The sequence below is a fragment of the Microbacterium sp. GW821-FHT01D02 genome, from assembly GCF_059422585.1.
The window spans coordinates 24,554-48,282 of record NZ_JBWKXB010000001.1 but is presented as its reverse complement, the minus strand read 5'-3'; the positions used below and the strand labels follow the sequence as shown (position 1 = coordinate 48,282).

26 protein-coding genes are annotated in these 23,729 nt (G+C 69.5%); 19 read left to right on the top strand and 7 right to left on the bottom strand.

The genetic code is table 11. The features are described from left to right. Nucleotides 1–137: 137 nt before the first annotated feature. Entirely contained in the window at nt 138–863 is a 726-nt protein-coding gene (locus tag AC07VM_RS00240) for a hypothetical protein (protein ID WP_267415202.1), read from the bottom strand. A gap of 157 nt (nt 864–1,020) precedes the next feature. Further along, entirely contained in the window at nt 1,021–2,259 is a 1,239-nt protein-coding gene (locus AC07VM_RS00235; RefSeq protein WP_494910735.1) for an MFS transporter, read from the bottom strand. 123 nt (nt 2,260–2,382) lie between these two features. Here AC07VM_RS00235 and prfB point away from each other — a divergent pair, with 123 nt between their 5' ends. Further along, on the top strand, nt 2,383–3,492 hold the full coding sequence (gene prfB, locus AC07VM_RS00230) for a peptide chain release factor 2 (protein ID WP_267415201.1): 1,110 nt from the start codon (nt 2,383–2,385) through the stop codon (nt 3,490–3,492). Nucleotides 3,493–3,540: 48 nt separating this feature from the next. Here the strand turns inward: prfB and AC07VM_RS00225 are convergent, their stop codons facing one another. After that, nucleotides 3,541–4,572 (bottom strand): DUF2510 domain-containing protein, encoded by a 1,032-nt coding sequence (locus tag AC07VM_RS00225; protein WP_494909534.1) that lies wholly within the window; start codon nt 4,570–4,572, stop codon nt 3,541–3,543. A 24-nt stretch (nt 4,573–4,596) separates the two neighbouring features. Continuing rightward, on the bottom strand, nt 4,597–5,562 hold the full coding sequence (locus AC07VM_RS00220; protein ID WP_494909533.1) for a DUF2510 domain-containing protein: 966 nt from the start codon (nt 5,560–5,562) through the stop codon (nt 4,597–4,599). A 197-nt stretch (nt 5,563–5,759) separates the two neighbouring features. Between AC07VM_RS00220 and ftsE the strand changes: the two genes are divergently transcribed. The 3 genes from ftsE to smpB all read left to right on the top strand — a co-directional run bounded on the left by ftsE (nt 5,760) and on the right by smpB (nt 8,323). Beyond that, entirely contained in the window at nt 5,760–6,872 is a 1,113-nt protein-coding gene (ftsE, locus tag AC07VM_RS00215) for a cell division ATP-binding protein FtsE (RefSeq protein ID WP_267415198.1), read from the top strand. Next, nucleotides 6,869–7,783 (top strand): permease-like cell division protein FtsX, encoded by a 915-nt coding sequence (gene ftsX / locus AC07VM_RS00210; protein ID WP_267415197.1) that lies wholly within the window; start codon nt 6,869–6,871, stop codon nt 7,781–7,783. Before ftsE ends, ftsX begins: the two co-directional genes overlap by 4 nt. Nucleotides 7,784–7,846: 63 nt before the next feature. After that, entirely contained in the window at nt 7,847–8,323 is a 477-nt protein-coding gene (gene smpB / locus AC07VM_RS00205) for an SsrA-binding protein SmpB (protein WP_021199784.1), read from the top strand. A gap of 9 nt (nt 8,324–8,332) precedes the next feature. On the opposite strand, the gene AC07VM_RS00200 is transcribed toward smpB, so the two are convergent. Then, nucleotides 8,333–10,213 (bottom strand): S9 family peptidase, encoded by a 1,881-nt coding sequence (locus AC07VM_RS00200; RefSeq protein WP_494909532.1) that lies wholly within the window; start codon nt 10,211–10,213, stop codon nt 8,333–8,335. A 102-nt stretch (nt 10,214–10,315) separates the two neighbouring features. Next, a complete protein-coding gene (gene lexA, locus AC07VM_RS00195; RefSeq protein WP_267415195.1) occupies nt 10,316–11,002 on the bottom strand; it encodes a transcriptional repressor LexA in 687 nt (228 codons plus the stop codon). 288 nt (nt 11,003–11,290) lie between these two features. Here lexA and AC07VM_RS00190 point away from each other — a divergent pair, with 288 nt between their 5' ends. The 6 genes from AC07VM_RS00190 (at nt 11,291) to AC07VM_RS00165 (ending at nt 15,677) form a co-directional block, all read left to right on the top strand. Beyond that, complete coding sequence (locus AC07VM_RS00190; RefSeq protein WP_267415194.1) at nt 11,291–11,659, top strand: LysM peptidoglycan-binding domain-containing protein; 369 nt, start codon at nt 11,291–11,293, stop codon at nt 11,657–11,659. Between the two features lie 46 nt (nt 11,660–11,705). Further along, nucleotides 11,706–12,800, top strand: a complete 1,095-nt coding sequence (locus AC07VM_RS00185; RefSeq protein ID WP_494909531.1) for a histidinol-phosphate transaminase — start codon at nt 11,706–11,708, stop codon at nt 12,798–12,800. Then, nucleotides 12,797–13,414 (top strand): imidazoleglycerol-phosphate dehydratase HisB, encoded by a 618-nt coding sequence (hisB, locus tag AC07VM_RS00180; RefSeq protein ID WP_494909530.1) that lies wholly within the window; start codon nt 12,797–12,799, stop codon nt 13,412–13,414. The genes AC07VM_RS00185 and hisB overlap by 4 nt, the downstream gene beginning before the upstream one ends. Further along, nucleotides 13,411–14,046 carry an imidazole glycerol phosphate synthase subunit HisH gene (hisH, locus tag AC07VM_RS00175; RefSeq protein ID WP_494909529.1) on the top strand — a complete coding sequence of 212 codons (636 nt, stop codon included), beginning with the start codon at nt 13,411–13,413 and terminating at the stop codon, nt 14,044–14,046. Before hisB ends, hisH begins: the two co-directional genes overlap by 4 nt. A gap of 103 nt (nt 14,047–14,149) precedes the next feature. Next, nucleotides 14,150–14,896: a bifunctional 1-(5-phosphoribosyl)-5-((5-phosphoribosylamino)methylideneamino)imidazole-4-carboxamide isomerase/phosphoribosylanthranilate isomerase PriA gene (gene priA / locus AC07VM_RS00170; protein WP_091030386.1), complete on the top strand. Its 747-nt coding sequence runs from the start codon at nt 14,150–14,152 to the stop codon at nt 14,894–14,896. Continuing rightward, nucleotides 14,880–15,677 carry an SseB family protein gene (locus tag AC07VM_RS00165; protein WP_267415187.1) on the top strand — a complete coding sequence of 266 codons (798 nt, stop codon included), beginning with the start codon at nt 14,880–14,882 and terminating at the stop codon, nt 15,675–15,677. Before priA ends, AC07VM_RS00165 begins: the two co-directional genes overlap by 17 nt. A gap of 157 nt (nt 15,678–15,834) precedes the next feature. On the opposite strand, the gene AC07VM_RS00160 is transcribed toward AC07VM_RS00165, so the two are convergent. Beyond that, nucleotides 15,835–16,233 (bottom strand): DUF1844 domain-containing protein, encoded by a 399-nt coding sequence (locus tag AC07VM_RS00160; RefSeq protein WP_267415186.1) that lies wholly within the window; start codon nt 16,231–16,233, stop codon nt 15,835–15,837. A gap of 255 nt (nt 16,234–16,488) precedes the next feature. On the opposite strand from AC07VM_RS00160, the gene infC reads away from it, so the two are divergent. The 9 genes from infC to AC07VM_RS00115 all read left to right on the top strand — a co-directional run bounded on the left by infC (nt 16,489) and on the right by AC07VM_RS00115 (nt 23,721). Next, on the top strand, nt 16,489–17,109 hold the full coding sequence (gene infC / locus AC07VM_RS00155; RefSeq protein ID WP_416383344.1) for a translation initiation factor IF-3: 621 nt from the start codon (nt 16,489–16,491) through the stop codon (nt 17,107–17,109). 73 nt (nt 17,110–17,182) lie between these two features. Beyond that, the gene (gene rpmI / locus AC07VM_RS00150) at nt 17,183–17,377 is read left to right on the top strand and encodes a 50S ribosomal protein L35 (protein ID WP_017828564.1); all 195 of its coding nucleotides are present in this window, start codon (nt 17,183–17,185) and stop codon (nt 17,375–17,377) included. Nucleotides 17,378–17,409: 32 nt separating this feature from the next. Continuing rightward, on the top strand, nt 17,410–17,796 hold the full coding sequence (rplT, locus tag AC07VM_RS00145; protein ID WP_045252681.1) for a 50S ribosomal protein L20: 387 nt from the start codon (nt 17,410–17,412) through the stop codon (nt 17,794–17,796). Between the two features lie 84 nt (nt 17,797–17,880). Further along, on the top strand, nt 17,881–18,693 hold the full coding sequence (locus AC07VM_RS00140) for a TrmH family RNA methyltransferase (protein WP_267415183.1): 813 nt from the start codon (nt 17,881–17,883) through the stop codon (nt 18,691–18,693). 36 nt (nt 18,694–18,729) lie between these two features. Then, on the top strand, nt 18,730–19,401 hold the full coding sequence (locus AC07VM_RS00135) for a response regulator transcription factor (protein WP_267415182.1): 672 nt from the start codon (nt 18,730–18,732) through the stop codon (nt 19,399–19,401). 3 nt (nt 19,402–19,404) lie between these two features. Further along, on the top strand, nt 19,405–20,778 hold the full coding sequence (locus AC07VM_RS00130; RefSeq protein WP_267415181.1) for a sensor histidine kinase: 1,374 nt from the start codon (nt 19,405–19,407) through the stop codon (nt 20,776–20,778). Beyond that, the gene (locus AC07VM_RS00125) at nt 20,775–21,737 is read left to right on the top strand and encodes a TAXI family TRAP transporter solute-binding subunit (RefSeq protein ID WP_267415180.1); all 963 of its coding nucleotides are present in this window, start codon (nt 20,775–20,777) and stop codon (nt 21,735–21,737) included. Before AC07VM_RS00130 ends, AC07VM_RS00125 begins: the two co-directional genes overlap by 4 nt. Nucleotides 21,738–21,989: 252 nt before the next feature. Further along, nucleotides 21,990–22,739 (top strand): amino acid ABC transporter ATP-binding protein, encoded by a 750-nt coding sequence (locus tag AC07VM_RS00120; protein ID WP_494909527.1) that lies wholly within the window; start codon nt 21,990–21,992, stop codon nt 22,737–22,739. Nucleotides 22,740–22,806: 67 nt separating this feature from the next. Continuing rightward, a complete protein-coding gene (locus tag AC07VM_RS00115) occupies nt 22,807–23,721 on the top strand; it encodes a glutamate ABC transporter substrate-binding protein (RefSeq protein WP_494909526.1) in 915 nt (304 codons plus the stop codon). Nucleotides 23,722–23,729 lie beyond the last annotated feature (8 nt).

Below are 23,729 nucleotides of genomic sequence, written 5' to 3'. Positions count from 1 at the left end.
CGTGAAGCGGCGGGGCGCGCATGGGGAGAGCCTTGGCGCATCGGGGATCGAGGCGTGGCAAGGGCGGCTCCGCCGCTTCACTGGGGGCGTCTGGCCGGGGCCTGGAGGGCAAGACCAGACGGGTCGGGTCCCGCGCCTCACTCCGGGGCGGGCTCGATGTGGAAATGGTCGGTGACCCCGGGCAGGGGTACGCGCGACCAGGAGGCGACGAATTCGGCGGGCACGACGGCGCTGCCCGCGGGAATCGTCGACAGGTCCGGGTTGATGTATGCCCGCGAGTACAGGATCTGTCCCGGGATCTGGAGCACGCCGTTGACATAGCGCCGATCGGCGACGGCGCCGGTCGGATTCAGCGTGAAGTACACCGTGCTCGAGGTCTGCCCGGTGGCCAGCGGCAGCTGGTAGCGGAACCACACCGGGTACGACGCATCGGTCGAGGTCGCCGCGTGCTGCGGGGTGCCGGTGGCCACGAAGGTCCAGTTGTTGTTGTTCGCACCGCTGATCCGGAAGAGGTCCTGTCCCGCGGCGTTCTTCGCGGCCGAGGTCAGGAGACCCTCGATGTAGATCTCGCCGGCCTGCAGCGGGTCGCCGAGGTTCGTGAACGAGAGCCCCAGCACGACCGGCGAATACGGCACGAGCAGCTTGCCCACGCCGTACTGCTCGTCGTCCCAGGTCGGATCGCCGGCCGGAGGCACGGAGACGCGGCTCGAAGCACTGACGGTGCGCGTCGGTTCACCGCTCGCGGCCGCGAGCGGTGTCGCGATCGCCGCCGCGACGACGGGCACCGACCAGGCGGCCGTGACGAGGACGGTGCGACGATCGAGGCCGCGCCGGCTGTCGGATGATGGTGTGGAATCGGGCATCTGCGTCTCCCCCAGAGTCAGGTACGGAGACACGGTAGGCGCGCGGATCCGTCCGTGGCGAGCGGTCGGAGCGGATCCGACGCCGGACGGCCAGATGTGACAGCACCGGCCACACCTGCCCGGACGGGCGGCGGGGGAGGAGGCGCCCCGTCGAGGCTCAGTCGGCGGGATCCTCCGGCCGCTCGCGCGGCACGAACCGCGGGATCCACCGCACGAAGCCGACCGCGCCGACGAGACCGATCACGCCCATCGCGCCGGCCGCGATGGACAGCGTCGCCACAGCGGTGATCGCGGACACGAGCAGCGGGGCGACAGCGCCACCGGCATCCGTGAGCGTACGCCATGAGCCGAGGAACGCCGCGGGTTCGCGTTTCGGGGCGACATCCGCGCCGAGGGTGAGCAGGATGCCGCTGGACAGTCCGTTCCCGACGCCCAGCACGGCGGCGAACATGCCGAACCACAGCACCGCGGAGTCGAGATCGTGCGTGAACGACAGTGCGAGGAACCCTGCGCCCATTAGCACCATGGCGGGCATCGCCGCCCACAGCCGTCCGAAGCGATCCATCACCTGACCGCTGGCGTAGAAGAGCGCGAAGTCGATCGCTCCTGAGATGCCGACGACGAGCGCGATGGTGGACGCGTCGAGTCCCAGCGACAGTCCCCACAGCGGGAGGACCACCTGCCGTGCCGACCGCACTGCCGACAGGGAGGCGGCGGCCAGTCCGAGCCGGCCGAGCACCGACCGCTGGCGCCACATCGTCTGGAAGATGCCCGCTCGTTCGATCGTCGGGATGGATCCGCTTACCGCCTCGCCGGAGTCCTCGACGAAGCGCTCGCGGGTCGTCGGGGCGATCGGAGGGATCGTCTTCTCCGGGTCGGGACCGAACAGGACGAGCACGACCATGACGACCAGGCATCCGAGGAAGAACCAGATCGCCGCGCTCTCGCTGCCGAAGAGCTGCAGGAGTCCGGCGGCGACGAAGGGACCGATGAAGATGCCGAGGCGGAAGCTGCCACCGAGCAGCGAGAGCGAGCGCGCACGGAATGCCACCGGCACCCGCGTGGTCATGAAGGCGTGCCGGGCGAGGCCGAAGGCCGCCGCACAGATCCCGAGGAGGAAGACCGAGGCCGCCAGGACACCGAGACTCGGGGCGAGCACCATGCCCACGGCGGCGGCGATCGCGATCACGCCCGCGATCACCATCGTGAAGCGCTCGCCGATCCGTCCCACGGCCCATCCGGCGGGGAGGTTGCCGCACAGCTGCCCGATCACGAGCGCCGAGGCGACGAGCGCCGCGAACGCGACATCGGCGCCCATCGACGCGGCGAGCACCGGGATGAGCGGGATGACGGCGCCCTCGCCGAGGGAGAAGAGGATCGTCGGCAGATACACCATGGGCCCGAACTGCTTGAGGACCGACGATGCACTGCTGCTCACGCCTTCACGCTACTCCTCGTGCGGAGGGCTCCTTCGTGCGGGGTCCCCGCGCGGGCAGACGGCACGTTAGGCTGAGGTGTCATGCTCGAACTAGATCTCTCCGCCGAAATCCAGGCGCTCAGGCACACCTTCGGCGACATCAGCGAGGTCGTCGATGTCTCCCGTCTCCGCGACGACATCGCGCGTCTCAGCGAGGAGGCCGGTGCCCCCGACCTCTGGGACGACACCGAGAACGCGCAGAAGGTGACCAGCGCCCTCAGCCACCGTCAGTCCGAGCTCGCCCGCATCACCGGGATCGCTCAGCGTCTCGACGACCTCGAAGTGCTCGTGGGCCTCGCCAACGAGATGGAGGACGAGGACTCCGCGCAGGAGGCGCGCACCGAGCTCGCCGCACTCACCGACCTCATCAACCAGCTCGAGGTGCAGACGCTTCTCGACGGCGAATACGACGAGCGCGCCGCGATCATCACGATCCGCTCCGGCGCGGGTGGCGACGACGCCACCGACTTCGCCGAGATGCTCATGCGCATGTACCTGCGCTGGGCCGAGCGGCACAAGTACCCCGTCAAGGTCATGGACACGTCCTACGCAGAGGGCGCCGGTATCAAGTCCGCGACCTTCGAGATCGACGCGCCCTACGCCTTCGGCACCATCTCCGTCGAGGCCGGCACGCACCGCCTCGCCCGCATCAGCCCGTTCGGCTCCGCCGACAAGCGCCAGACGTCGTTCGCGGCGGTCGAGGTCATCCCGCTGATGGAAGAGGCCACCGAGGTCGACATCCCGGAGAACGACATCCGCGTCGATGTGTTCCGCTCCTCGGGCCCCGGCGGTCAGTCGGTCAACACGACCGACTCCGCCGTCCGCCTGACGCACCTTCCGACCGGCATCGTCGTCTCGATGCAGAACGAGAAGTCGCAGATCCAGAACCGCGCCGCCGCCATGCGCGTGCTGCAGACCCGACTCCTGCTGCTGCAGAAGGAGCAGGAAGCGGCGAAGAAGAAGGAGCTCGCGGGCAACATCACCGCGAGCTGGGGCGACCAGATGCGCTCCTACTTCCTCTACGGCCAGCAGCTGGTGAAGGATCTCCGCACCGGGCAGGAGTCGGGGAACCCGGCCGCCGTGTTCGACGGCGACCTCGACGACTTCATCTCCGCGGGCATCCGCTGGCGCAAGCGCAAGATCGAGGACTGACCACACGAAGAAGGCCCCGGATCTCTCCGGGGCCTTCTTCGTGCCGTGTCAGTACCCCGCGTCGCGAAGGCTCCCGGTCACGTCGTCGTAGCTGACGGCGACACACTGCACGGTGCGGTCGTCCGCGCCGATCCACGAGCCCTCCGTGGGCCAGTACGGATAGAAGTCCAGCGCGGAGTCTTCGTAGGAGACGCCCACGAACTTCTCGAATTCCGTGAGACAGCGATCCCAGGCGGCCTCCTCCACGACGTCGGCTCCGGGGAACTTGCCGTCCTCGAGGTCGAAGATGAAGTACACCTCGTCCGTGTGCGGCAGGTCGCAGGGCACGACGGGGACCTCGGAGATCTCCTCCTCGTCGCCGTAATCGAACAGGGGGATGCAGTCGCCCACCTCGAGCTCGGCGAAGGGGACCATCTCGGCGCCCTCGATCGCGGAGGAGTCGGTAGGCGGTCGCTCGTCGGAACCGGAGAGAAGACCCCGATCTTCCGCCGCTGCCGAGACCAGCCCGACCACGAGCGACACGGCGAGGGCGAGGAACGCGCCGACGACCGCGACCACCATGCCGGTGATGCCCGGCCAGCGGCGTCCCCGCAGGAACAGCGAGACCAGCGAGAGCACGAACCCGACGGCGAGGAGACCCCAGCCGACGATCGTGATCAGCGGGATGCCCACGCACACGACGCCGAGGACCACGGCCGCCAGGCCCACGACCCCCAGCACGGACACTCCCGGTGCCGGGGCGGGAACCGGTGCGGGCGCCGCCCACGGAGCTCCGTATGCGGATGCCGGTGCCGATGCCCATGCGACGCCGGCCTGCGGCACGCTCGCGGGTGCGATCGGCGCAGCGGACGGAGCCAGGTACGGCGGGGCGAACGGCTCGGGCTCAGGCTCGGCGGTAGACGACGCCTCCTCGGCAGCGGACGACGCCTCCTCAGGGGCGGCGTCGACCACCGCCGGTTCCGTCGCCGACTCTGCTGCGGTCGTCGCCGGGGCGGTGACGACGTGCGCGGTCCACTGCACGCCGTCCCACCACCGTCGACTTCCCGCGCCGTCGTCGTACCACCCGGGAGGCGTCGTCATCAGAGGGGTTCCGCTTCGCCGAGGTCAGCCGGCGAAGCAGGCGGTGATGGCCTCGGTGTCGCCGAGCACCTCGGCGAACCCGTACGCCGCGTCGACATCCGTGAGGGTGCCGTCGCTCTCGGCGATCGCGCGCAGGGTCGAGTTGTCGAGATCGGAATCCACCAGCAGGCCCGAGAGGCACGTGATCTGTCCCTCGGTGTAGTTCTCGGCGCCATCCGCGGTCAGGATTGCGGTCAGGCCGACGGCGACCTCCGCCGTGGTCGGACGGACGCCTTCGTCGGCGCCATCCGTGCCGTCGGTGTCGCTCGGCTCGGTCGCCTCGATCGACGGCGAGGAGCTGGGCAGGTTGTCGATCTCGCTGCTCACGCCCTGCGCGATGGCGAAGAAGTAGACGAAGGCCATGATGATGCCGATGATCGTGCCGACGACCGCCAGGCTGAGACCGGCGATCCCCGGCCACTTCTTGCCCTTGAGGAACAGCGAGACGATCGAGACGACGAAGCCCGCGGCGAGCAGGATGAACCCGACGAAGCCGACCACCGGGATGAACACCAGGATCGTTCCGAGAACCGACAGGCCGAGGCCGACCAGTCCGAGGATCGAGAGCTTCTTGGGCCCCTCCGGGACGGGCTGCTGCGCGTAGGAGGAGGTGGCCGGGTAGCCCGCCGGCGCGCCGGCGCCGGGATAGGCCGGCGCGGCCCCCGGGTATCCGGCAGCGGGCTGCGCGGAATCCGCCACCGGGTAGGTGGGGTAGGCGGAGGTCTGCGACTCGACGGCGGCCTGGTCGGCTGCTGCCGGCTCGGTCGCTGCCACGTCGGCCGCTGCCACGTCGGCCGCTGCCACGTCGGTCGCTGATTCCGGCGTTCCGGCCTCGGTCGCCGCGGACTCGGGCGTGCCCGTCTCCGGGGCGAAGTTCTCCGTCCACTGCTGTCCGTCCCACCACCGCTGGCGTCCGGATCCGTCGTCGTACCAACCGGCAGGTGTCGTCATCAGGGTCCCCCTCGAAGTCTCTCCGTCGCGCTGTCCGCGCGACGGGCAGCTTCCTGTATATCAGTGCACGGGGACGCGCCGGTGGACTCGGGATGGGGAGCAATCCCCATCCCGTCGCCGGAGGACGTCGCAGAGGACGCACCGCGCGGGGTGTCGCTCGCGGCAAGGGGAGGGCCCGCGCTTAGGCTCGAACAGCCATGATTCGGTTCGAGAACGTCACGAAACGCTACCGCGGGACGTCGAAGCCCGCCCTCTCCGGTGTCGACTTCGAGGTGCAGCGCGGGGAGTTCGTCTTCCTCGTCGGTGCCTCGGGCTCCGGCAAGTCCTCCTGTCTGCGCCTGATCCTGCGCGAAGACGTGCCCACTGCGGGACGCGTCGCCGTGCTCGGTCGAGACCTGCGCTCGCTCGCCAACCGCAAGGTGCCCTACTTCCGGCGCCACATCGGCTCGGTGTTCCAGGACTTCCGTCTGCTCCCGTCGAAGACCGTCTACCAGAACGTGGCCTTCACGCTCCAGGTGACCGGTTCGTCGCGCGGGTTCATCCAGCAGGCCGTGCCGGAGGCGCTCGCACTCGTCGGGCTCGACGGGAAGCAGAAGCGGATGCCGCACGAGCTCTCCGGTGGTGAGCAGCAGCGCGTCGCGATCGCCCGCGCGCTCGTGAACCGTCCGCAGGTGCTGCTCGCCGACGAGCCGACCGGAAACCTCGACCCGGCCACGTCCGTCGACATCATGCAGCTCCTCGCCCGCATCAACGCGGGCGGCACCACCGTGCTGATGGCCACGCACGAGGCCGGCTTCGTCGACCAGATGCAGCGCCGCGTGATCGAGCTGCGCGACGGGGAGATGGTGCGCGACGAGGTGCACGGCGGATACGGCGACACCTCGAACATCCCGCGCCTGGTGCCCGAGGAGGTGCGGGGAGCTGCGGCCGCCGCGGCCCTCACCGCGGTGCAGGAGGTGCAGCGGCAGACCGCGGATCTCTCCGTGGTCCGTGCCGCCCTCGCCGAAGAGCTCAGCACGCAGCGCAAGGCCGCCGCGCCCGCTGCCGAGCCCGTCGCCGCCACGGGCGAGGACGCCCCGGCGCCGCGCACCGTTGAGCCCCCGCGCACCGTGGAGCCCCCGGAGCAGCCGCGGGACGTCGACGACCCGGCGAACATCGTGGAGCCGCCCGCCGTGGTCGAACCCCCCGCCGTCGTCCGGCCGCGCACGCACCCGATCACCCTGCCGACGGTCGACGTCGCGGAGCTCGGCGTCGCGGACCGCCTCGGACTGTCCGACGAAGACGACGAGGAAGTGGGCCCGACCTCATGAGAATCGGTCTCATCCTGACCGAGGCCCTGGGTGGGCTTCGGCGCAACATCTCGATGGTCATCTCCGTCGTGCTGGTCACTTTCGTGTCGCTGACCTTCGTGGGAGCGGCGATCCTGATGCAGGGCCAGATCGGCGTCATGCGCGGCTACTGGGCCGAGCGTGCCCAGGTGGCGGTGTACATGTGCTCGGCCGTCTCGGAATCCGACACCTGTGTCGACGGCGCGGCGAGCGAGGAGCAGGTCGCCGCCGTCCGCGCTCAGCTGGAGGGGGACGCCCTGGCGCCTCTCATCAGCTCGATCACGTTCGACACCAAGGAGGAGACCTACGCCAAGCTCGTCGAGCAGCTCGGTGAGGACCAGGCGAGCGTGCTCACGCCCGACCAGGCGTTCGAGGTCTTCTTCGTCACGATGAAGGACCCCGGTCAGTCGCAGGTGCTCGCCGAGGCGTTCAGCGGCCAGGCCGGCGTGGAGCAGGTCAAGGATCAGCTGCAATACCTCGAACCTCTCTTCTCCGCTCTGACGGTCGCGACCTACATCGCGGTCGGCATCGCCGTTCTGATGCTCATCGCCGCGACCCTGCTCATCGGCACGACCATCCGATTGTCGGCGTACGCGCGCCGCAAGGAGATCGGGATCATGCGCCTGGTCGGCGCCTCGAACCGCTTCATCCAGACACCCTTCGTCCTGGAAGGCGTGTTCGCCGCGTTCCTCGGGTCGGCATTCGCCAGCGCCGCGGTCGTCGCGGGCGTGCACTTCGGCGTGAACGGATACCTGCGCGGACGGGTACCGTTCATCACGACCTGGGTGACGATGCAGGACGCCGCCCTGGTGGTGCCGGTCCTGATCGGCATCGGCATCGTGCTCGCCGCGCTCTCCGCCGGCTTCGCGATCCGACGCTGGCTCCGTACCTGATAGCCTGAAAGGCTGCTCGATCGGAATGATCGATCGAGCTCATCACGGCAACAGGAGAGCATCATGCCCAGGGAACGCGGAGAGAAGGTCGTCGCGACCAATCGTCGCGCACGTCACGACTACACGATCGAGAAGTCGTACGAAGCGGGGATGGTGCTCACCGGCACCGAGGTCAAGTCACTGCGCCAGGGGCGCGCCAACCTCAGCGACGGATACGCCTTCGTCAAGGGCAACGAGGTCTTCCTCGACTCGGTGCACATTCCGGAGTACTCGCAGGGGCACTGGACGAACCACTCGGCCAAGCGCATCCGCAAGCTGCTGCTGCACCGCGAGGAGATCGCCAAGATCGCGCACGCCGTGTCGGCGGGCGGATACACGCTCATCCCGCTGAAGCTGTACTTCTCCGATGGCCGCGCCAAGGTCGAGATCGCTCTGGCGAAGGGCAAGCGCGAGTACGACAAGCGGCAGACCCTGCGCGAGCGTCAGGACACCCGCGAGGCCGACCGCGCCATGCGTCTGCGCAACCGCGTGGGGGAGTAGCCCCGGTCGTCACAGCCGCGGTTCGAAGCCGAACGCGCGACCGAGGAACGTCAGCTCGCGCTCCAGCGCATCGACGATCGACTCGGCGCTGCGGAATCCGTGTCCCTCCGTCGGATACAGCACGTACTCGTGATCGATGCCGCGCGCCGCGAGTGCATCGCGGATCGCCTCGGACTGCGACGGCGGCACCACCCGGTCCTCGCCGCCCTGCAGCAGCAGCACGGGGACGTCGATGCGATCGGCATGCGTCAGCGGTGAGCGCTCGATGTACACGTGCTCGTACTCGGGGAGCGGCCCGACCAGGCCGTCGAGGTAGGACGCCTCGAAGTCGTGGGTCTCGGCGGCCAGCATCCGCAGGTCGGCGACGCCGTAGCGACTGATCCCGGCGGCGAAGGTCCCTCCGCGGACCAGGGCGGACAGCACGGTCCATCCGCCGGCCGATCCGCCGCGGATCGCGATGCGGGCGGGATCCGCGAGCCCGGCGTCGGCGAGGCCGCGGGCGGCGGCGATCACGTCGTCGACGTCGACGACGCCCCACTGCCCGTCCAGGCGCTCCCGGTAGGCGCGGCCGTACCCGGTCGACCCGCCGTAGTTCACGTCGAGCACGCCGATGCCGCGGCTCGTGTAGAAGGCGACCGCCGCAGAGGTCGCGCCCGTGACGTGGGCCGTCGGCCCCCCGTGCACGAGCACGACGTAGGGCGGGAGCTCGTCTTCGGGCGCTGTCGCCTCCGGATGGGCCGGGGGATACGCGAAGGCGTGCACGGCACCGTGCGGACCGTCGACCTCGATCGACAGGGCAGGGGGCATCCACTGCGGATCGACGGGCTCGCCGCCGCGCACCGCGAAGACCTCTCCGGAGTCGGTGTCGACGCACCAGAGTCCCGGTGCGACGCGGGAGCCGTTCCCGGAGAGGAGCACGCGCGTCCCGTCCACGTCGTCCACGCTCACGTGTCCATCGGCGGGGAGGTCGACCAGCACCGTGCCGCCGTCGTCGTCGAAGACCACGACCTCGTCGCGGCCGTTCGTGCGGACGGCGACGATGCGTCCGTCGTCGAGGGGACGGAACCAGCGGTTGCCGAGCACCCACAGGCCGTAGCCGGTGTCGGCGTCCGCCGGCGCGTCGGCGGGGGCGAGCGGCTGCGGAGCGCCGGAGGGCTCGACGCCGTCGACCGTCAGGCGGTACAGCTCCCAGCGGTCGTAGGGTGCGTCGGCGAAGAGCAGCTCCGTGTCGCTCGTCCACTCGGGCTGCAGCGCCGTCCGCGACGGGACCGTGTGCGGGTGCCCGCCATCGACCTCGGCGATCTGCACGCGGGCGTCTTCCCACGGCATCCGTCCGCGCTCCCACGCCACCCAGGCGGCGCGGGTCCCGTCGGGGGAGAGCGCGGGGTGGGCGAAGAACCCGTCCCCCTGTGCGATCACCCGGATGGCCGTCGGGTCGTCGGAGGCGGAGCCGTCGATCGGGATCTCGACGACCGCGCGCGTGTGCGGGGTCGTCGACAGGTCTTCGCGCACCGCCAGCAGACGGCCGTCCTGCACGCGCAGACCACCGTGGGAGGGCCCGGGCGGCGTGAGGGGCACGGGAAGGTCGCCGGACGCCAGGCGATGCACGCGCTGGTCGCCGGCGTCGACGAAGTACAGCGTGCCGTCGGCATCGGCCGTCCAGGCGCCGCCGCCGTACTCGTGCACCCGGGAGCGCGCACTCCAGGGGGCGGGGAGGATCTCGGCGCCGGAGGAGCTCCGCACGGTCACGCGCCCCTTCTCGGCCGGGACCGACTCTCCCCACCAGATTTCCGCGCCGACGAAGCGTGCACCGTCGATGCGGGGGGAGGAAGCCGCGACGGACGTGGCGGAGAAGGGCGAGGACCAGGAACCGTACGGGGACGACGACATGCTTCGAGCCTATGGGCCGACGGCACGCGGCGTCACACTCGTGCCCGGGACGACGAAGGCCCTCCCGGAGCTCCGGGAGGGCCTTCGTCGTTCCTTGACGGGTCAGACCGCGCGGAGCACCGCCACGATCTTGCCGAGCACCACGGCCTCATCGCCGAGGATGGGCTCGAAGGCCGAGTTGCGGGGGAGGAGCCAGGTGTGCCCGTCGCGGCGACGCAGCACCTTGACCGTGGCCTCGCCGTCGAGCATCGCGGCGACGATCTCACCGTTCTCGGCGTTGCTCTGCGAGCGGACGACGACCCAGTCCCCGTCGCAGATGGCGGCGTCGATCATCGACTCGCCGGAGACCTTGAGCATGAACAGGTCGCCCTTGCCCACGAGCTGCCGCGGGAGGGGGAAGATCTCCTCGACCTGCTGATCCGCGGTGATCGGCACTCCGGCCGCGATCCGCCCGACCAGGGGCACGAGCGCGGCGTCGCCGACCGGAGTCGCGACGTCAGCGGGGTTCTCGGTGCTGGTGCCGGGCAGGTCGATGAGCACCTCCATCGCCCTGGTCTTGCCGGGGTCGCGCCGCAGGTAGCCGCTCAGCTCGAGCTGGCCGAGCTGGTGGGTCACGCTGGAGAGCGACTTGAGACCGACGGCATCGCCGATCTCGCGCATGCTCGGCGGGTAGCCGTGGTTCGCGATCGAGCTCTGGATGACCTCGAGGATCGCCATCTGCTTGGGGCTCAGGCTCTTGCGCCGGCGCGTCCGCGGTGCCTCCGACTCGGGGGCAGAGTTCTCGCTCATGGTGCTCCTTAAGTGCGTGATCCGACGTCCCTCTTCGAATGTCGGAGGCCCGTGGTGGGGTGTTCTTATCGAAACCGTATCCGAGAATCGACCGGATCTGGAAGATCTGTTCGAGCGTGTCGGCCGATTTTCGGAGGTGGTTTCGAAGAATACTTGACAGATGTTCGAACTCGAAGATATCTTCGGTACGTAGCTTCGCATTCACGGCTCCCGGCCGAGACGCGAATGCGAACGCTACGCCAACTTCCCCGGGGCTTCCCCGCTTCGGGACAGGCTAAGGAGCACGACATGAGCAGCATCAGCTTCAGCACCGCAGCAGTCATCCCGGCGTCGGCCCGTCCAACCACGCGTCTCCGGCTGACGATGCGAGGTCGGGCCGTGCTGCTGGCGTTCGCCTCCGTGCCCCTCGCCGTGGGCATCGCCTTCGCCGCCCTCAGCGGGGGCAGCGCGATCGCCTCCGGTTCTGATGCGCCGGCGGCGAGCATCGAGACCGTGACGGTCATGCCGGGGGACACGCTGTGGTCGATCGCGACCTCGGTCGCTCCCGACGCCGACCCGCGCGACGTCATCGGCGACATCAGCCGGATGAACCTGCTGCGCGGCGGCGGTCTCCAGATCGGTCAGGAGCTCGCGATCCCGGCTCAGTACGGGAACTGAGCCGCCCGCGGCAACTTTGCGTCATCCGCTCGACGAGCGGCTTAACATGGGAAGGGTGACCCTCTCCCTCAATGATCTGCCGTTGCGTGACGATCTTCGTGGACTGACTCCGTACGGAGCACCGCAGGCGCCGCTCCCGATCGCGCTCAACGTGAACGAGAACACGCATCCGATTCCGGATGCCGTCGCGAGCGACATCCTCGACGACATCGCCGTGGCGATCCACGAGGTCAACCGCTACCCCGACCGGGAGTTCACCGCGCTGCGCGAGGCGTTCGCCGACTACCTGGGCCACGGCCTCTCGGCCGAGCAGATCTGGGCGGGCAACGGCTCCAACGAGGTCCTCCAGCACATCCTGCAGGCCTTCGGGGGTCCCGGCCGAACGGCCTTCGGCTTCGCGCCCACGTACTCGATGTACCCGCTGATCGCGCAGGGGACCGGCGCGCGCTGGATCGCGGGCACCCGGCAGCCCGACTACACGATCACCCCGGAGGAGGCGGCGGAGCAGGTGCGCGCCGCCGACCCCGACGTGGTCATCCTCTGCTCGCCCAACAATCCGACGGGCACGCCCCTCGGCCTCGACGTCATCGAGGCCGTCTACGAGGCTGCTCGCGGCATCGTGATCGTCGACGAGGCCTACCAGGAGTTCGCTCCGCACGACGCGGTCTCTGCTCTGACCCTGCTCGAGGGGCGTCCCCGGCTCGCGGTGTCCCGCACCATGAGCAAGGCGTTCGCCTTCGCCGGGGCCAGGGTCGGCTACCTCGCGGCCGACCCGGCCTTCATCGACGCGCTGCGTCTGGTGCGCCTGCCGTATCACCTGAGCGCGCTCACGCAGGCGGCTGCCGTGGCGGCGCTGCGCAACGCCGACGTGATGCTCGGGATGGTCGAGGAGATCATCGAGCAGCGCGATCGGATCACGGCGACGCTCGAGGCTCTCGGCTACACGCCGCATGAGTCGTGGTCGAACTTCGTGCTTTTCGGCGGGGTCGCCGACCCGAAGGCGACCTGGCAGCAGCTGTTCGATCGGGGCGTGCTCGTGCGCGATGTCGGCATCCCCGGTCACCTCAGGGTGAGCGCCGGCACCGAGGCCGAGACCACTGCATTCCTGGACGCACTGGCCTCGATAGGATCGGCTTCATGAGCACCCCCGCACTGACCCCGCGCACCGCGAGCCGCGTGCGCAGCACGTCGGAGTCCACCGTCGAGCTCGAGCTGAACCTCGACGGCACCGGTGCGAGCCGCATCGACACCTCGGTGCCCTTCTTCGACCACATGCTCACCGCGTTCGCGAAGCACTCGCTGACCGACCTGACGGTCCGTGCCTCGGGCGACACGAACATCGACGCACACCACACCGTCGAGGACGTGTCGATCGTGCTGGGTCAGGCGATCCTCGAAGCGCTCGGCGACAAGTCCGGCATCTCGCGCTACGGCGACGCCCTCGTCCCGCTCGACGAGGCTCTCGCGCAGGCGGTCGTCGACATCTCCGGCCGCCCCTACCTCGTGCACACCGGGGAGCCGGCGGGCTTCGAGCACCACCTCATCGGCGGGCACTTCACGGGTTCGCTGGTGCGCCACTCCTTCGAGGCCATCACCTTCAACTCCGCGCTGACCGTGCACGTCCGCGTGCTCGGCGGCCGCGACCCGCACCACATCGCGGAGGCCGAGTACAAGGCGTTCGCCCGGGCGTTCCGGCAGGCCAAGGCCCTCGACCCCCTCGTCGACGGCATCCCGTCGACCAAGGGTGCGCTGTGAGCAGCAGTCCCCGCGTCGCGGTCTTCGACTACGAGTCGGGCAACGTCCACTCCGCGGTCAAGGCGCTCGTCGCCGCCGGAGCGGATGCCGTGCTCACGCGGGACCGCAAGGAGGCTCTTGAGGCCGATGGCCTCCTGGTCCCCGGCGTCGGCGCGTTCCAGGCGGTCCGCGATGCGCTGCTCGCGCACGGCGGAGACGAGATCATCGACCGTCGGCTGGCCGGTGGCCGTCCGGTGCTCGGGATCTGCGTCGGCATGCAGGTGCTGTTCGAACACGGCGTCGAGCGCGGTCATGACACCGCGGGCCTCGGAGAGTGGCCGGGAGCGGTCACCGAGCTGAATGCCCCGGTGCTGCCGCACATGGGCTGGAACACGGTCGAGCCGGGGGCGAACAGCGTCCTCTTCCGGGGCATCGAGCACGAGCGCTTCTACTTCGTGCACTCCTATGCCGCGCAGTCGTGGGAACTCGACGTCATCCCTCCGTTCCCCGAGCCCGCGCTCACCTGGACGACGTACGGGGACCCGTTCCTCGCCGCCGTCGAGAACGGCCCGCTGTCGGCGACCCAGTTCCACCCCGAGAAGTCGGGGGATGCCGGCATCCAGCTGCTGCGCAACTGGGTGGGGAGTCTCTGACCTCGCGCTCAGGCGTCATCCGTTTTGTCCCCCGCCCTCCGGCGGGCTACCCTCGGTTCTCGTGCCCGCACCGGGCCGCCGACCTTCCCGATACAAGGACCCCATGAACGACTTCGCGCAGTCCCCCTCGCTCACGCTCCTTCCCGCGGTCGACGTCGCCGGGGGCAAGGCGGTCCGCCTGACCCAGGGCGAGGCCGGAACCGAGACGAGCTACGGCGACCCGCTGGACGCCGCGGGGGAGTGGGCCGCGCAGGGCGCGAAGTGGATCCATCTGGTCGACCTCGACGCCGCCTTCGGCCGTGGCAGCAACGCGCCGATCCTCCGCAAGGTCATCAAGCAGTTCAAGGGCGTCAACATCGAGCTCTCCGGCGGCATCCGCGACGACGCGACGCTGGAAGCGGCACTCGAGAGCGGCGCGACGCGCATCAACCTCGGCACCGCGGCGCTCGAGAACCCCGAATGGGCCGCCGACGTGATCGGCCGGTACGGCGAGGCGATCGCCGTGGGGCTCGACGTGCGCGGCACGACGCTCGCCGCCCGTGGCTGGACCAAGGAGGGCGGGGATCTCTGGGAGGTGCTCGACCGTCTGGAGGATGCCGGCTGCAGCCGCTACGTCGTCACCGACGTCACCAAGGACGGCACGCTCCGCGGCCCGAACCTCGAGCTCCTGCGTGAGGTGACCTCCCGCACGCCGAAGCCGGTCGTCGCGTCCGGCGGCATCTCCAACCTCGACGACATCGCCGCGCTCCGCGAGCTGGTACCGCTGGGCGTCGAGGGCGCCATCGTCGGCAAGGCCCTCTACGCCGGAGCGTTCACGCTGGCGGAGGCGCTGGATGTCGCAGGAGACTGACCCGCACGCCTGCGGGCCCGAATCGCACAACCACGGCGACTCGGCCGGCGTCCCCTGGGAGGGGCGCAGCTTCGAGTCGAACCCGCACGCCGCGGACGACGGCTCCGCCGACCCGGCTCTGCTGGCTGCGCTGCTGCGCTTCCGTGCGGGCGAGGGCAGTCAGGTGGAGGTCGTCGACGCCTTCCGCTCCGCGCGGGTGCTGATCCCCTTGATCGCCGAGAAGGGCGAGGAGGGCATCGCGCCGAGCGGTCTCGCCGTCGACAAGACGCAGGAGCTGTCGATCGTCACGGTCGCCGCGCCCGATGGCCGACGCGTGCAGCCGGTATTCTCCTCCGTCGAGGCGATGCAGAAGTGGGACCCCACGGCACGCCCGATCCCCGTGGAGGCGCTCCGTGCGGCGCTGGCGGCGTCCGCCGAGGACACCGACCTGATCGTGCTCGACCCGACGTCCGAGACCGAGTTCGTCTTCCGGCGTCCCGCGGTGTGGGCGATCGCTCAGGAGCATGCCTGGGAGCCGAGCTTCCTCTCCACCGAGGTCTTCACCGCCCTGCAGGAGAGCGTGGCGCACGAACTCGCCGTGATCGACGTGTCCGTCGCCGCGGGAGACCCCGACGCGCGCCTGCGCGGTCCGGAGCTGATCGTGATCCTGGAGCTCGTCGACGGCCTGGAGCGCGAGGTGCTCGACGCCGTGCTGTCCCGTCTCGCTCAGCGCTGGGCGTCCGATGACCGGATCGCGGTGCTCGCGGATTCCCTCACCGTGAAGCTCCGCCGCAGCGCCTGAGCGCTTCGCTACGGCAGGACGTCGCGGACGTCGTCGAGATCCGCCTCTTCGACGCCGAGGGAACCCTCATCCACGAGTCCGAGCAGTCGATCGAGGGACGCACCCGGATGCCCCCGCGGCGGTCCCTCGACCGCCGACCCGCTGGTCCTCGCCCGGCCTAGTTGACCGGACCGGTCCACTTCTCGCCCGGTCCCTTGCCGATCGGGTCCGGGATCGTGGAGGCCTCGCGGAAGGCGAGCTGCAGGGACCGGAGTCCGTCGCGCAGCGAGCGCGCGTGCATGTCGCTGATCTCCGGTGCGCCGGCGGTGATGAGCCCGGCGAGGGCGTTGATGAGCTTGCGTGCCTCGTCGAGGTCGAGCTGTGCCGCGGCGTCGGGATCGTCGGCGAGGCCGAGCTTGACGGCGGCCGCGCTCATGAGGTGCACGGCGGCGGTGGTGATCACCTCGACAGCGGGTACATCGGCGATGTCTCGGGTGGCCGACGATGCGGCCTCCTCCTGACGTGCCCAGCGCTCTTCGCGCTCGCGTGCAGCCTCGTCCGGTGCCTGGTTCGTCACTTCGCCTTGCTTTCTGTTAGACTTTGGCGGGCTTCGGAGCGTCATGCTCCGGATCGAAAGAGGATTCACTTCCCACCCGCGCTTGCCGTTCAAGGCTACCGGGTCTTGCACTCCACCGGCTCCGTTCGCAGAACGGACCCGGCAGGCAGGGTGCGGAGCCGGCGTCTGAATGCCGGTGGGCGGGGACGATTCCGATTTCGCCCGTGATGCAGACAGCGTCACGGTGGCCGAATCACATCGTCTAAGGAGTTCCGCATCAGCGATCCCCGTACCAATGAGCGCATCCGCGTCCCCGAGGTCCGCCTCGTCGGCCCCGCGGGTGAGCAGATCGGCGTCGTCCGCATCGAGGCGGCACTGCGCCTCGCGCAGGAAGCAGATCTCGACCTCGTCGAGGTCGCCCCCAACTCGAAGCCGCCCGTCGTCAAGATCATGGACTACGGCAAGTTCAAGTACGAGGCCGCCCAGAAGGAAAAGGAAGCTCGCCGCAACCAGGCGAACACGATCCTCAAGGAAGTCCGTTTCCGCCTGAAGATCGAGGCTCACGACTACACGACCAAGCTCAAGCGCGCCGAGGGCTTCCTCAAGGCCGGTGACAAGGTCAAGGCCATGATCCTGTTCCGCGGTCGCGAGCAGTCGCGTCCCGAGCAGGGTGTGCGTCTGCTGCGCAAGTTCGCCGAGGACGTCGCCGAGTTCGGCACGGTCGAGTCGAACCCGACCATCGACGGTCGCAACATGGTCATGGTCGTCGCTCCGCTGAAGAGCAAGTCCGAGGCCAAGCAGGAGCAGAACGCCGTCCGCGACGCACAGCGTGCCGACAAGAAGCAGGCCGCCCGCGAGGCGAAGAGCGACGCCCCTGCCGCAGCTCCGGCGGAGTGACATCCGCCCCCAGAACTCCCGCACCGCGGGTTGACACCGTCGCCTGAGAAGGCGCCATACGAAGGAAGAGAAGATGCCGAAGCAGAAGACCCACTCGGGTGCTAAGAAGCGCTTCAAGATCACCGGCAGCGGAAAGCTGAAGAAGCAGCAGGCCGGGATGCGCCACAACCTCGAGCACAAGTCGAGCCGTCGCACCCGTCGTCTGAACCAGGACCAGGTGCTCTCGAAGGCTGACACCAAGGTCGCGAAGAAGCTTCTCGGCCGCTGACGCGCCCGACGCACGAATAGGAACACAGGAAAATGGCAAGAGTCAAGCGGGCAGTAAACGCCCACAAGAAGCGCCGGGTCATCCTCGAGCGCGCATCCGGTTACCGCGGACAGCGTTCGCGCCTCTACCGGAAGGCCAAGGAGCAGGTCATCCACTCCCTGGTCTACTCGTACCGGGACCGTCGCAAGCGCAAGGGCGACTTCCGCCGCCTCTGGATCCAGCGCATCAACGCTGCGGCTCGCCAGAACGGCATCACGTACAACCGCTTCATCCAGGGCCTCGGCCTCGCGGGTGTCACGGTCGACCGTCGCATGCTCGCCGACCTCGCGGTCAACGACGCGGCGACGTTCACGACGCTGGTCGAGACGGCGAAGAAGGCTCTGCCCTCCGACGTCAACGCGCCGAAGTCGGCTGCGTAAGCATCTCGCTTCCTACGGGCGTCTTCCTTCGGGAAGGCGCCCGTTTCGCGTATCCGGCACCCGGCGTGACCCTAGACTGTGATCGTGCTGGAGAACCCCCGTTCGCCCCGAGTCCGAGCCGTCGCGAAGCTGACCAAGCGCAGCGCGCGGACCGAGACCGGGCTGTTCCTTCTCGAAGGTCCGCAGTCCGTCCGTGAGGCTCTCACGTATCGCCCGGAGGCGATCGTGGAGCTGTTCGCGACGCCGAACGGCTGGGAGCGGCATCCCGACATCCGGGCGAAGGCCGCCGAGGCCGAGATCGATGTCGAGTACGTGACCGAGTACGTGCTCAACGCGATGGCGGACACGGTCACCCCGCAGGGCCTGGTCGCCGTGGTCCAGCAGACGCCGACGTCGGTGCGCGACATCTTCGACGCCTCGCCGCGCCTGGTGGCGATCTGCGAGGAGGTCCGCGACCCCGGCAACCTCGGCACGATCATCCGGGCCGCGGACGCGGCCGGAGCGGATGCCGTCGTGCTGACCGGCCGCACGGTCGACCCGTACAACCCGAAGGTCGTGCGCGCGACGACCGGGTCGCTGTTCCACCTCCCGGTCTCCGTCGGAGGAGACCTCGCGGATGTCGTGAAGCGCGCGCATGCGGCGGGTCTGCACATCCTCGCAGCGGACGTGAAGGGCGACGACCTGCTGAAGGCCCGTGCGGAGGGCGTGCTCGCCGAGCCGACCGGCTGGCTCTTCGGCAACGAGGCCCGCGGTCTGGAGGACGATGCGCTCGCCCTCGCCGACCAGGTGCTGCGGCTGCCCATCTTCGGTCGCGCCGAGTCCCTGAACCTGGCGACGGCCGCCAGCGTGTGCCTCTACGAGAGTGCGTTCGCACAGCGGGCGGCATCGCTCGGCTGACGTTCGAGCCGACGAAGGAAGCGGGAAGCGGAGTCGATGAGGATTCTGATCGTCGAAGACGACGACCGGGTGGCCGGCGCGCTCGAGGCCTTCCTCGCACGATCGGGCTATGCCACGGTCCGGGCGCCGGACGGTGCGTCCGCGCTGGACCTGCTCGGCGCCGACACCGAGGTGGTCCTCCTCGATCTCGGTCTCCCCGACATCGACGGCGTCGACCTGTGCCGTCGCATCCGAGGGCGCTCCGAGGTCCCGATCGTGATCGTGACGGCCCGCAACCAGGTGGCCGAGCGCATCAAGGGGCTGCGCGCGGGTGCCGACGACTTCGTGGTGAAGCCGTACGACGTGCACGAACTCCTCGCCAGGATCGAGGCGGTGACGCGCCGCTCGCGGCCGATCCGCCCCGAGTCCGACGCCCGGGTGCAGCTGCTCGACGGGGGCCTGCAGATCGATCTGGTGGCACGCCAGGTGCTCGTGGCCGGTGCTCCGATCGAGCTCACCCGCAAGGAGTTCGACATCATCGCGGTGCTCGCCCGGTATCCGGGGGTCGCGGTGCCGAAGGAACGCCTGATCCGCGAGGTGTGGAACACCGATTGGCGCGGCTTCGGACACTCCCTCGAGGTGCATGTCGGCGCGATCCGGAAGAAGACCGGATCCCGCGGGATCATCGAGACCGTCCGCGGTGTCGGCTACCGGCTCGCTGGTTCCTGAGCCATGCGCCGGCGTCTGATCATCGTCTTCCTGGTGCCGCTGGTCGCGATCCTGGTCGCGCTCGGGGGTGCGGCGGGGTGGAGCGCGGCCGGCAGCGTCCAACAGGCGTTCTACACCCAGCAGCTCGGCGACCTCGGGTACTTCGTGACGAGTGCGCGACAGTCGCTGCGCTCCGGGAGCGCGGCCGTCATCGACGCCGAGGTCCAACGCTTCCGCGAGGTCTACGGCATCGAGGTCACCGTCTTCGATCTCGGGGGCGGTGTCTGGGCGGGGGATCGGGGCTCGGTCGTGCTCGAGGAGGAGGAGGCCGAGCGGGTCCGGCTGGCCCTGTCCGGGCGCCGTGCCGAGCCGCCCGCGACGGTCAACCCCTGGGCCGTCGCGGATGCCGCGTTGGCGGAGCCGGTGTTCGACGACGGCGACGTCATCGGCGCGGTGCTCGTCGCCGGCGACGTCGACGCCCCGCGCACCGCGATCCTGCAGCAGACGCTGCTCCTCTCCACCATCGTGCTGGTCCTGATCGCCCTGGGGATGCTGCTCGTGTTCCGTCTGGCCCGCTGGGTGCTCTCACCGGTCCGGCAACTGGACGAGGCGATGGTGGCGATCGAGCGCGGAGAGATGGACGCGCGCGTGGCGGAGGACGCCGGGCCGCCGGAGCTGCGGCGCATGGCGAGGGTGTTCAACGGCATGGCCGACGAGATCGAGCGCGTGATGACGCGACAGCAGGAGTTCGCCCTGAACGCCTCCCACGAACTGCGCAATCCCCTGAACGCCCTGCTGCTGCGCGTCGAGCACCTGGCGACCGGACTCGGGCGGGAATGGCGCGATGACGTCGAGGAGACGCGCGAGGAGGGACGGCGGATGACGCGGATCCTCGAGACCCTGCTCGGCCTGGCGCGCGGCGGTCGCGGCGACTCCACGATCTCGGCGGTGGACCTCGCCACGCTCACCGCCCGCCGCCTCGACGCGTGGCGGGACGTGGCGGCGCAGCGGCGGATCGCCCTGCGGCCCGTGGGGGAGCCATCGGTGATGAGCGTGACCGACCGGACGATCGTGGAGAGCGCGCTCGACGCGGTGTTCGACAACGCCGTGAAGTACTCACCCGACGGGGGGCTGATCGAGGCCGGCGCCCACCGCGAGCGCGACCTCTGCCGGATCACGGTCCGCGATCACGGACCGGGCCTGACGGCGGAGCAGGCGGCTGCGGCGACGGACCGGTTCTGGCGCAACACGGAGACCGGGGAGATCCCGGGGTCCGGGCTCGGGCTGGCGATCGCGAGCGACCTGCTCGCGACGGTCGGCGGCGAGGTGGTCGTGGCCTCCGCCGAGGGCGGCGGCCTCGAGGTCTCGCTGCTGCTGTGGGACAGGACGACGCCGTGAGCGCCGCCGTGCGGAGGGCCATGGCCGGTGTCGTCGCGCTCCTGCTGCTGAGCGGGCTGACCGCCTGCACCCCGCGCGCGAGCGAATGGACCACCGCGGAGTATGCGATCGCGGCGGGCGGATCGACCGGCGTCTACTACGACTACGGGAGCCACCTCGCCGCCGACCTCTCGGCGTCGCTCGACATCACGATGGTCGCGCAGGAGACGGCGGGATCGGTCGACAACCTGCTGCGGGTGAGCGCGGGGGACGCCCTGATCGGGTTCGCGCAGGGCGATGCGGCGGCGGATGCCGTGGCGGGGACCGGCGCCTTCGACGAGGCCCTGGAGGTGCGGGCGCTCGCTCGCCTCTACGACGAGTACGTGCAGGTCGTCGTGCGGGGGGACTCGGAGATCGACGACATCGGCGACCTGACCGGCCGGACCATCTCGCTCGGCGCGGAGAACTCGGGCGTGAACGTCATCGCCGGACGCGTGCTGGACGCGGCCGGGGTCGACATCGCCTCCATCCGCGATCCGCAGCTCGACCTCAGCGAGTCCATCGGCGCGATGGAGCGCGGTGAGATCGACGGCTTCTTCTGGGTCGGCGGATTGCCCACCCCGGGCATCGCGGAGCTCGCGGAGATGTCGTCGGTCCGACTGCTGCCGGTCGAGCAGGGCTGGGTCAACGAGGTGAACGAGCAGTACTCGCACGCCTATCGTCCGTCCGACATCCCGGCGGGCACCTACGGGCTCGAGGAGTCCGCGCCGACGATGGCGGTCCCGAACTACCTCGTCACCGCGGCCTCGACTCCCGACGCCGTCGTGCGCGACATCCTCGCCGGGCTGTTCGATGCCCGCCTGCGTATCGCCGGGGAGGTCCCCACGGCAGCGCTCCTCGACCGCCGCTCGGCGATCTTCACCGGCCCGGTGCCGCTGCATCCGGGGGCGATCGCTTACTACCGGGACCTGCGCGGCTGACGCCTCAAGAAATCCTCAAGAAGTCTGACAGCGGCGGCGACGCTCTGTCAGTGTGAGGTCGATCGCGCATGATCGGAGCCTGTTGCCCCGCTGTCGTTGGGGGTGAGGTGGCAGGACCATCCCGCGGCCCGTGGGGGCGGGCCGTGGGGTACCCGTGCAGAGCAGCATTGGTACCGCGATCAGGTGATTACGAACGTGTAAATCTCACCGAGGTCCCTGGAACACCAGGTACGACGTGGCTAGCTTGGAGAAATGATGACCTCTGATACACCCCTCGTCGTGGTCGAGAACGTCCAGAAGCACTACGGCGACTTCCAAGCCCTGGCCGACATCGACCTGACCGTCAACTCGGGCGAGGTCGTCGTCGTGATCGGCCCGTCCGGATCCGGCAAGTCGACGCTGTGCCGCACGATCAACCGGCTCGAGACGATCACCAGCGGCACGATCCGCATCGACGGCAAGGAGCTCCCGGCGGAGGGGAAGGGGCTCGCCCACCTGCGCGCGGACGTCGGCATGGTGTTCCAGTCCTTCAACCTGTTTGCCCACCTGACGATCCTCGAGAACGTGACGCTCGGCCCGATCAAGGTGCGGGGCCTCAAGAAGGCCGATGCCGAGAAGGAGGCGATGACCCTGCTCGAACGCGTCGGTGTGGCGCAGCAGGCGTCGAAGCTCCCGGCGCAGCTCTCCGGCGGGCAGCAGCAGCGCGTCGCGATCGCCCGTGCTCTCGCCATGCAGCCCAAGGTGATGCTCTTCGACGAGCCGACCAGCGCCCTGGACCCCGAGATGATCAACGAGGTCCTCGACGTCATGGTCGGTCTCGCGCAAGAGGGCATGACCATGATCGTCGTCACCCACGAGATGGGCTTCGCTCGGAAGGCCGCCGACCGGGTCGTCTTCATGGCCGACGGACGGATCGTGGAGGAGGCGACTCCGGAGGAGTTCTTCACGCACCCGAAGAGCGACCGAGCCAAGGACTTCCTCTCGAAGCTCCTCACCCACTGACGCACCGACCACACTGACGCACCCGACCACACAGACCCTGCACACACAGCACACGAAGGAGACGCACATGCGACGCACACGGACACTGGCAGGCATCGGAATCGCAGCGGTGGCACTGCTCGCGCTCACGGCCTGCAACAGCGGCACGCCGTCGAGCTCGGGAGCCCCGGAAGACGGCGGCGAGGGGGAGACCTCCAGCACGCCGTGGACCGTCCTCGAGGATGTCAGCATCGACGGGAGCCCGACGTTCGATCGGATCTCGTCCTCCGGCACGATCAAGGTCGGCGTGAAGGAAGACCAGCCCGGTCTCGGCTACCTCGACCCGGTCACCGGCGACCGCACCGGCTTCGACGTGGACATCGCCCGCTGGATGGCGGCCTCGCTCGGGGTCGACCCGGAGAAGATCGAGTTCCAGGCGATCGCCTCGGCGAACCGCGAGCAGGCGATCGTGAACGGCGACATCGACTACTACGTCGGCACCTACTCGATCACGGACAAGCGCAAGGAGCAGATCTCCTTCGCCGGCCCGTACTTCGTCACCGGGCAGGGCCTCCTCGTCGGCGCCGACAGCGACATCAAGAGCGTGGACGACCTGGACGCGTCGACGACGGTGTGCTCGGCGACCGGCTCCACGCCGATCCAGAACATCAAGGAGAACTACCCCGAGGTGAAGACCAAGGAGTACGACACCTACTCGAAGTGCGTCGAGGACCTCAAGAACGGGCAGGTCGATGCCGTCACCACCGACGAGGCGATCCTCATCGGCTACGCGGCACAGGACCCCGAGAAGCTGAAGGTCGTCGGAGAGCCGTTCAGCGAGGAGCGCTACGGCATCGGTCTCGCCAAGGGCGATGACGCGCTCGCCGAGTACTTCAACACGCAGCTGACCGACGGCGGAGACATCTGGCAGCAGATCTTCGACAACAACCTCGGCGCCTCCGGCGTCAAGGCGACGCAGCCCGAGGTCGACCCGATCGGTTGATCGGATGG

What these genes read in the sequence shown, in the direction of transcription:
- rpmI (WP_017828564.1), top strand. Translation starts at nt 17,183, where the DNA reads ATGCCGAAGCAGAAGACCCACTCGGGTGCTAAGAAGCGCTTCAAGATC.
- AC07VM_RS00165 (WP_267415187.1), top strand. Translation starts at nt 14,880, where the DNA reads ATGTCGCAGGAGACTGACCCGCACGCCTGCGGGCCCGAATCGCACAAC.
- AC07VM_RS00135 (WP_267415182.1), top strand. Translation starts at nt 18,730, where the DNA reads ATGAGGATTCTGATCGTCGAAGACGACGACCGGGTGGCCGGCGCGCTC.
- AC07VM_RS00235 (WP_494910735.1), bottom strand. Translation starts at nt 2,259, where the DNA reads ATGGTGTATCTGCCGACGATCCTCTTCTCCCTCGGCGAGGGCGCCGTC.
- prfB (WP_267415201.1), top strand. Translation starts at nt 2,383, where the DNA reads ATGCTCGAACTAGATCTCTCCGCCGAAATCCAGGCGCTCAGGCACACC.
- AC07VM_RS00240 (WP_267415202.1), bottom strand. Translation starts at nt 863, where the DNA reads ATGCCCGATTCCACACCATCATCCGACAGCCGGCGCGGCCTCGATCGT.
- AC07VM_RS00130 (WP_267415181.1), top strand. Translation starts at nt 19,405, where the DNA reads ATGCGCCGGCGTCTGATCATCGTCTTCCTGGTGCCGCTGGTCGCGATC.
- AC07VM_RS00115 (WP_494909526.1), top strand. Translation starts at nt 22,807, where the DNA reads ATGCGACGCACACGGACACTGGCAGGCATCGGAATCGCAGCGGTGGCA.
- rplT (WP_045252681.1), top strand. Translation starts at nt 17,410, where the DNA reads ATGGCAAGAGTCAAGCGGGCAGTAAACGCCCACAAGAAGCGCCGGGTC.
- AC07VM_RS00220 (WP_494909533.1), bottom strand. Translation starts at nt 5,562, where the DNA reads ATGACGACACCTGCCGGTTGGTACGACGACGGATCCGGACGCCAGCGG.
- AC07VM_RS00120 (WP_494909527.1), top strand. Translation starts at nt 21,990, where the DNA reads ATGATGACCTCTGATACACCCCTCGTCGTGGTCGAGAACGTCCAGAAG.
- lexA (WP_267415195.1), bottom strand. Translation starts at nt 11,002, where the DNA reads ATGAGCGAGAACTCTGCCCCCGAGTCGGAGGCACCGCGGACGCGCCGG.
- hisB (WP_494909530.1), top strand. Translation starts at nt 12,797, where the DNA reads ATGAGCACCCCCGCACTGACCCCGCGCACCGCGAGCCGCGTGCGCAGC.
- ftsX (WP_267415197.1), top strand. Translation starts at nt 6,869, where the DNA reads ATGAGAATCGGTCTCATCCTGACCGAGGCCCTGGGTGGGCTTCGGCGC.
- smpB (WP_021199784.1), top strand. Translation starts at nt 7,847, where the DNA reads ATGCCCAGGGAACGCGGAGAGAAGGTCGTCGCGACCAATCGTCGCGCA.
- ftsE (WP_267415198.1), top strand. Translation starts at nt 5,760, where the DNA reads ATGATTCGGTTCGAGAACGTCACGAAACGCTACCGCGGGACGTCGAAG.
- priA (WP_091030386.1), top strand. Translation starts at nt 14,150, where the DNA reads ATGAACGACTTCGCGCAGTCCCCCTCGCTCACGCTCCTTCCCGCGGTC.
- AC07VM_RS00185 (WP_494909531.1), top strand. Translation starts at nt 11,706, where the DNA reads ATGGGAAGGGTGACCCTCTCCCTCAATGATCTGCCGTTGCGTGACGAT.
- AC07VM_RS00225 (WP_494909534.1), bottom strand. Translation starts at nt 4,572, where the DNA reads ATGACGACGCCTCCCGGGTGGTACGACGACGGCGCGGGAAGTCGACGG.
- AC07VM_RS00190 (WP_267415194.1), top strand. Translation starts at nt 11,291, where the DNA reads ATGAGCAGCATCAGCTTCAGCACCGCAGCAGTCATCCCGGCGTCGGCC.
- AC07VM_RS00200 (WP_494909532.1), bottom strand. Translation starts at nt 10,213, where the DNA reads ATGTCGTCGTCCCCGTACGGTTCCTGGTCCTCGCCCTTCTCCGCCACG.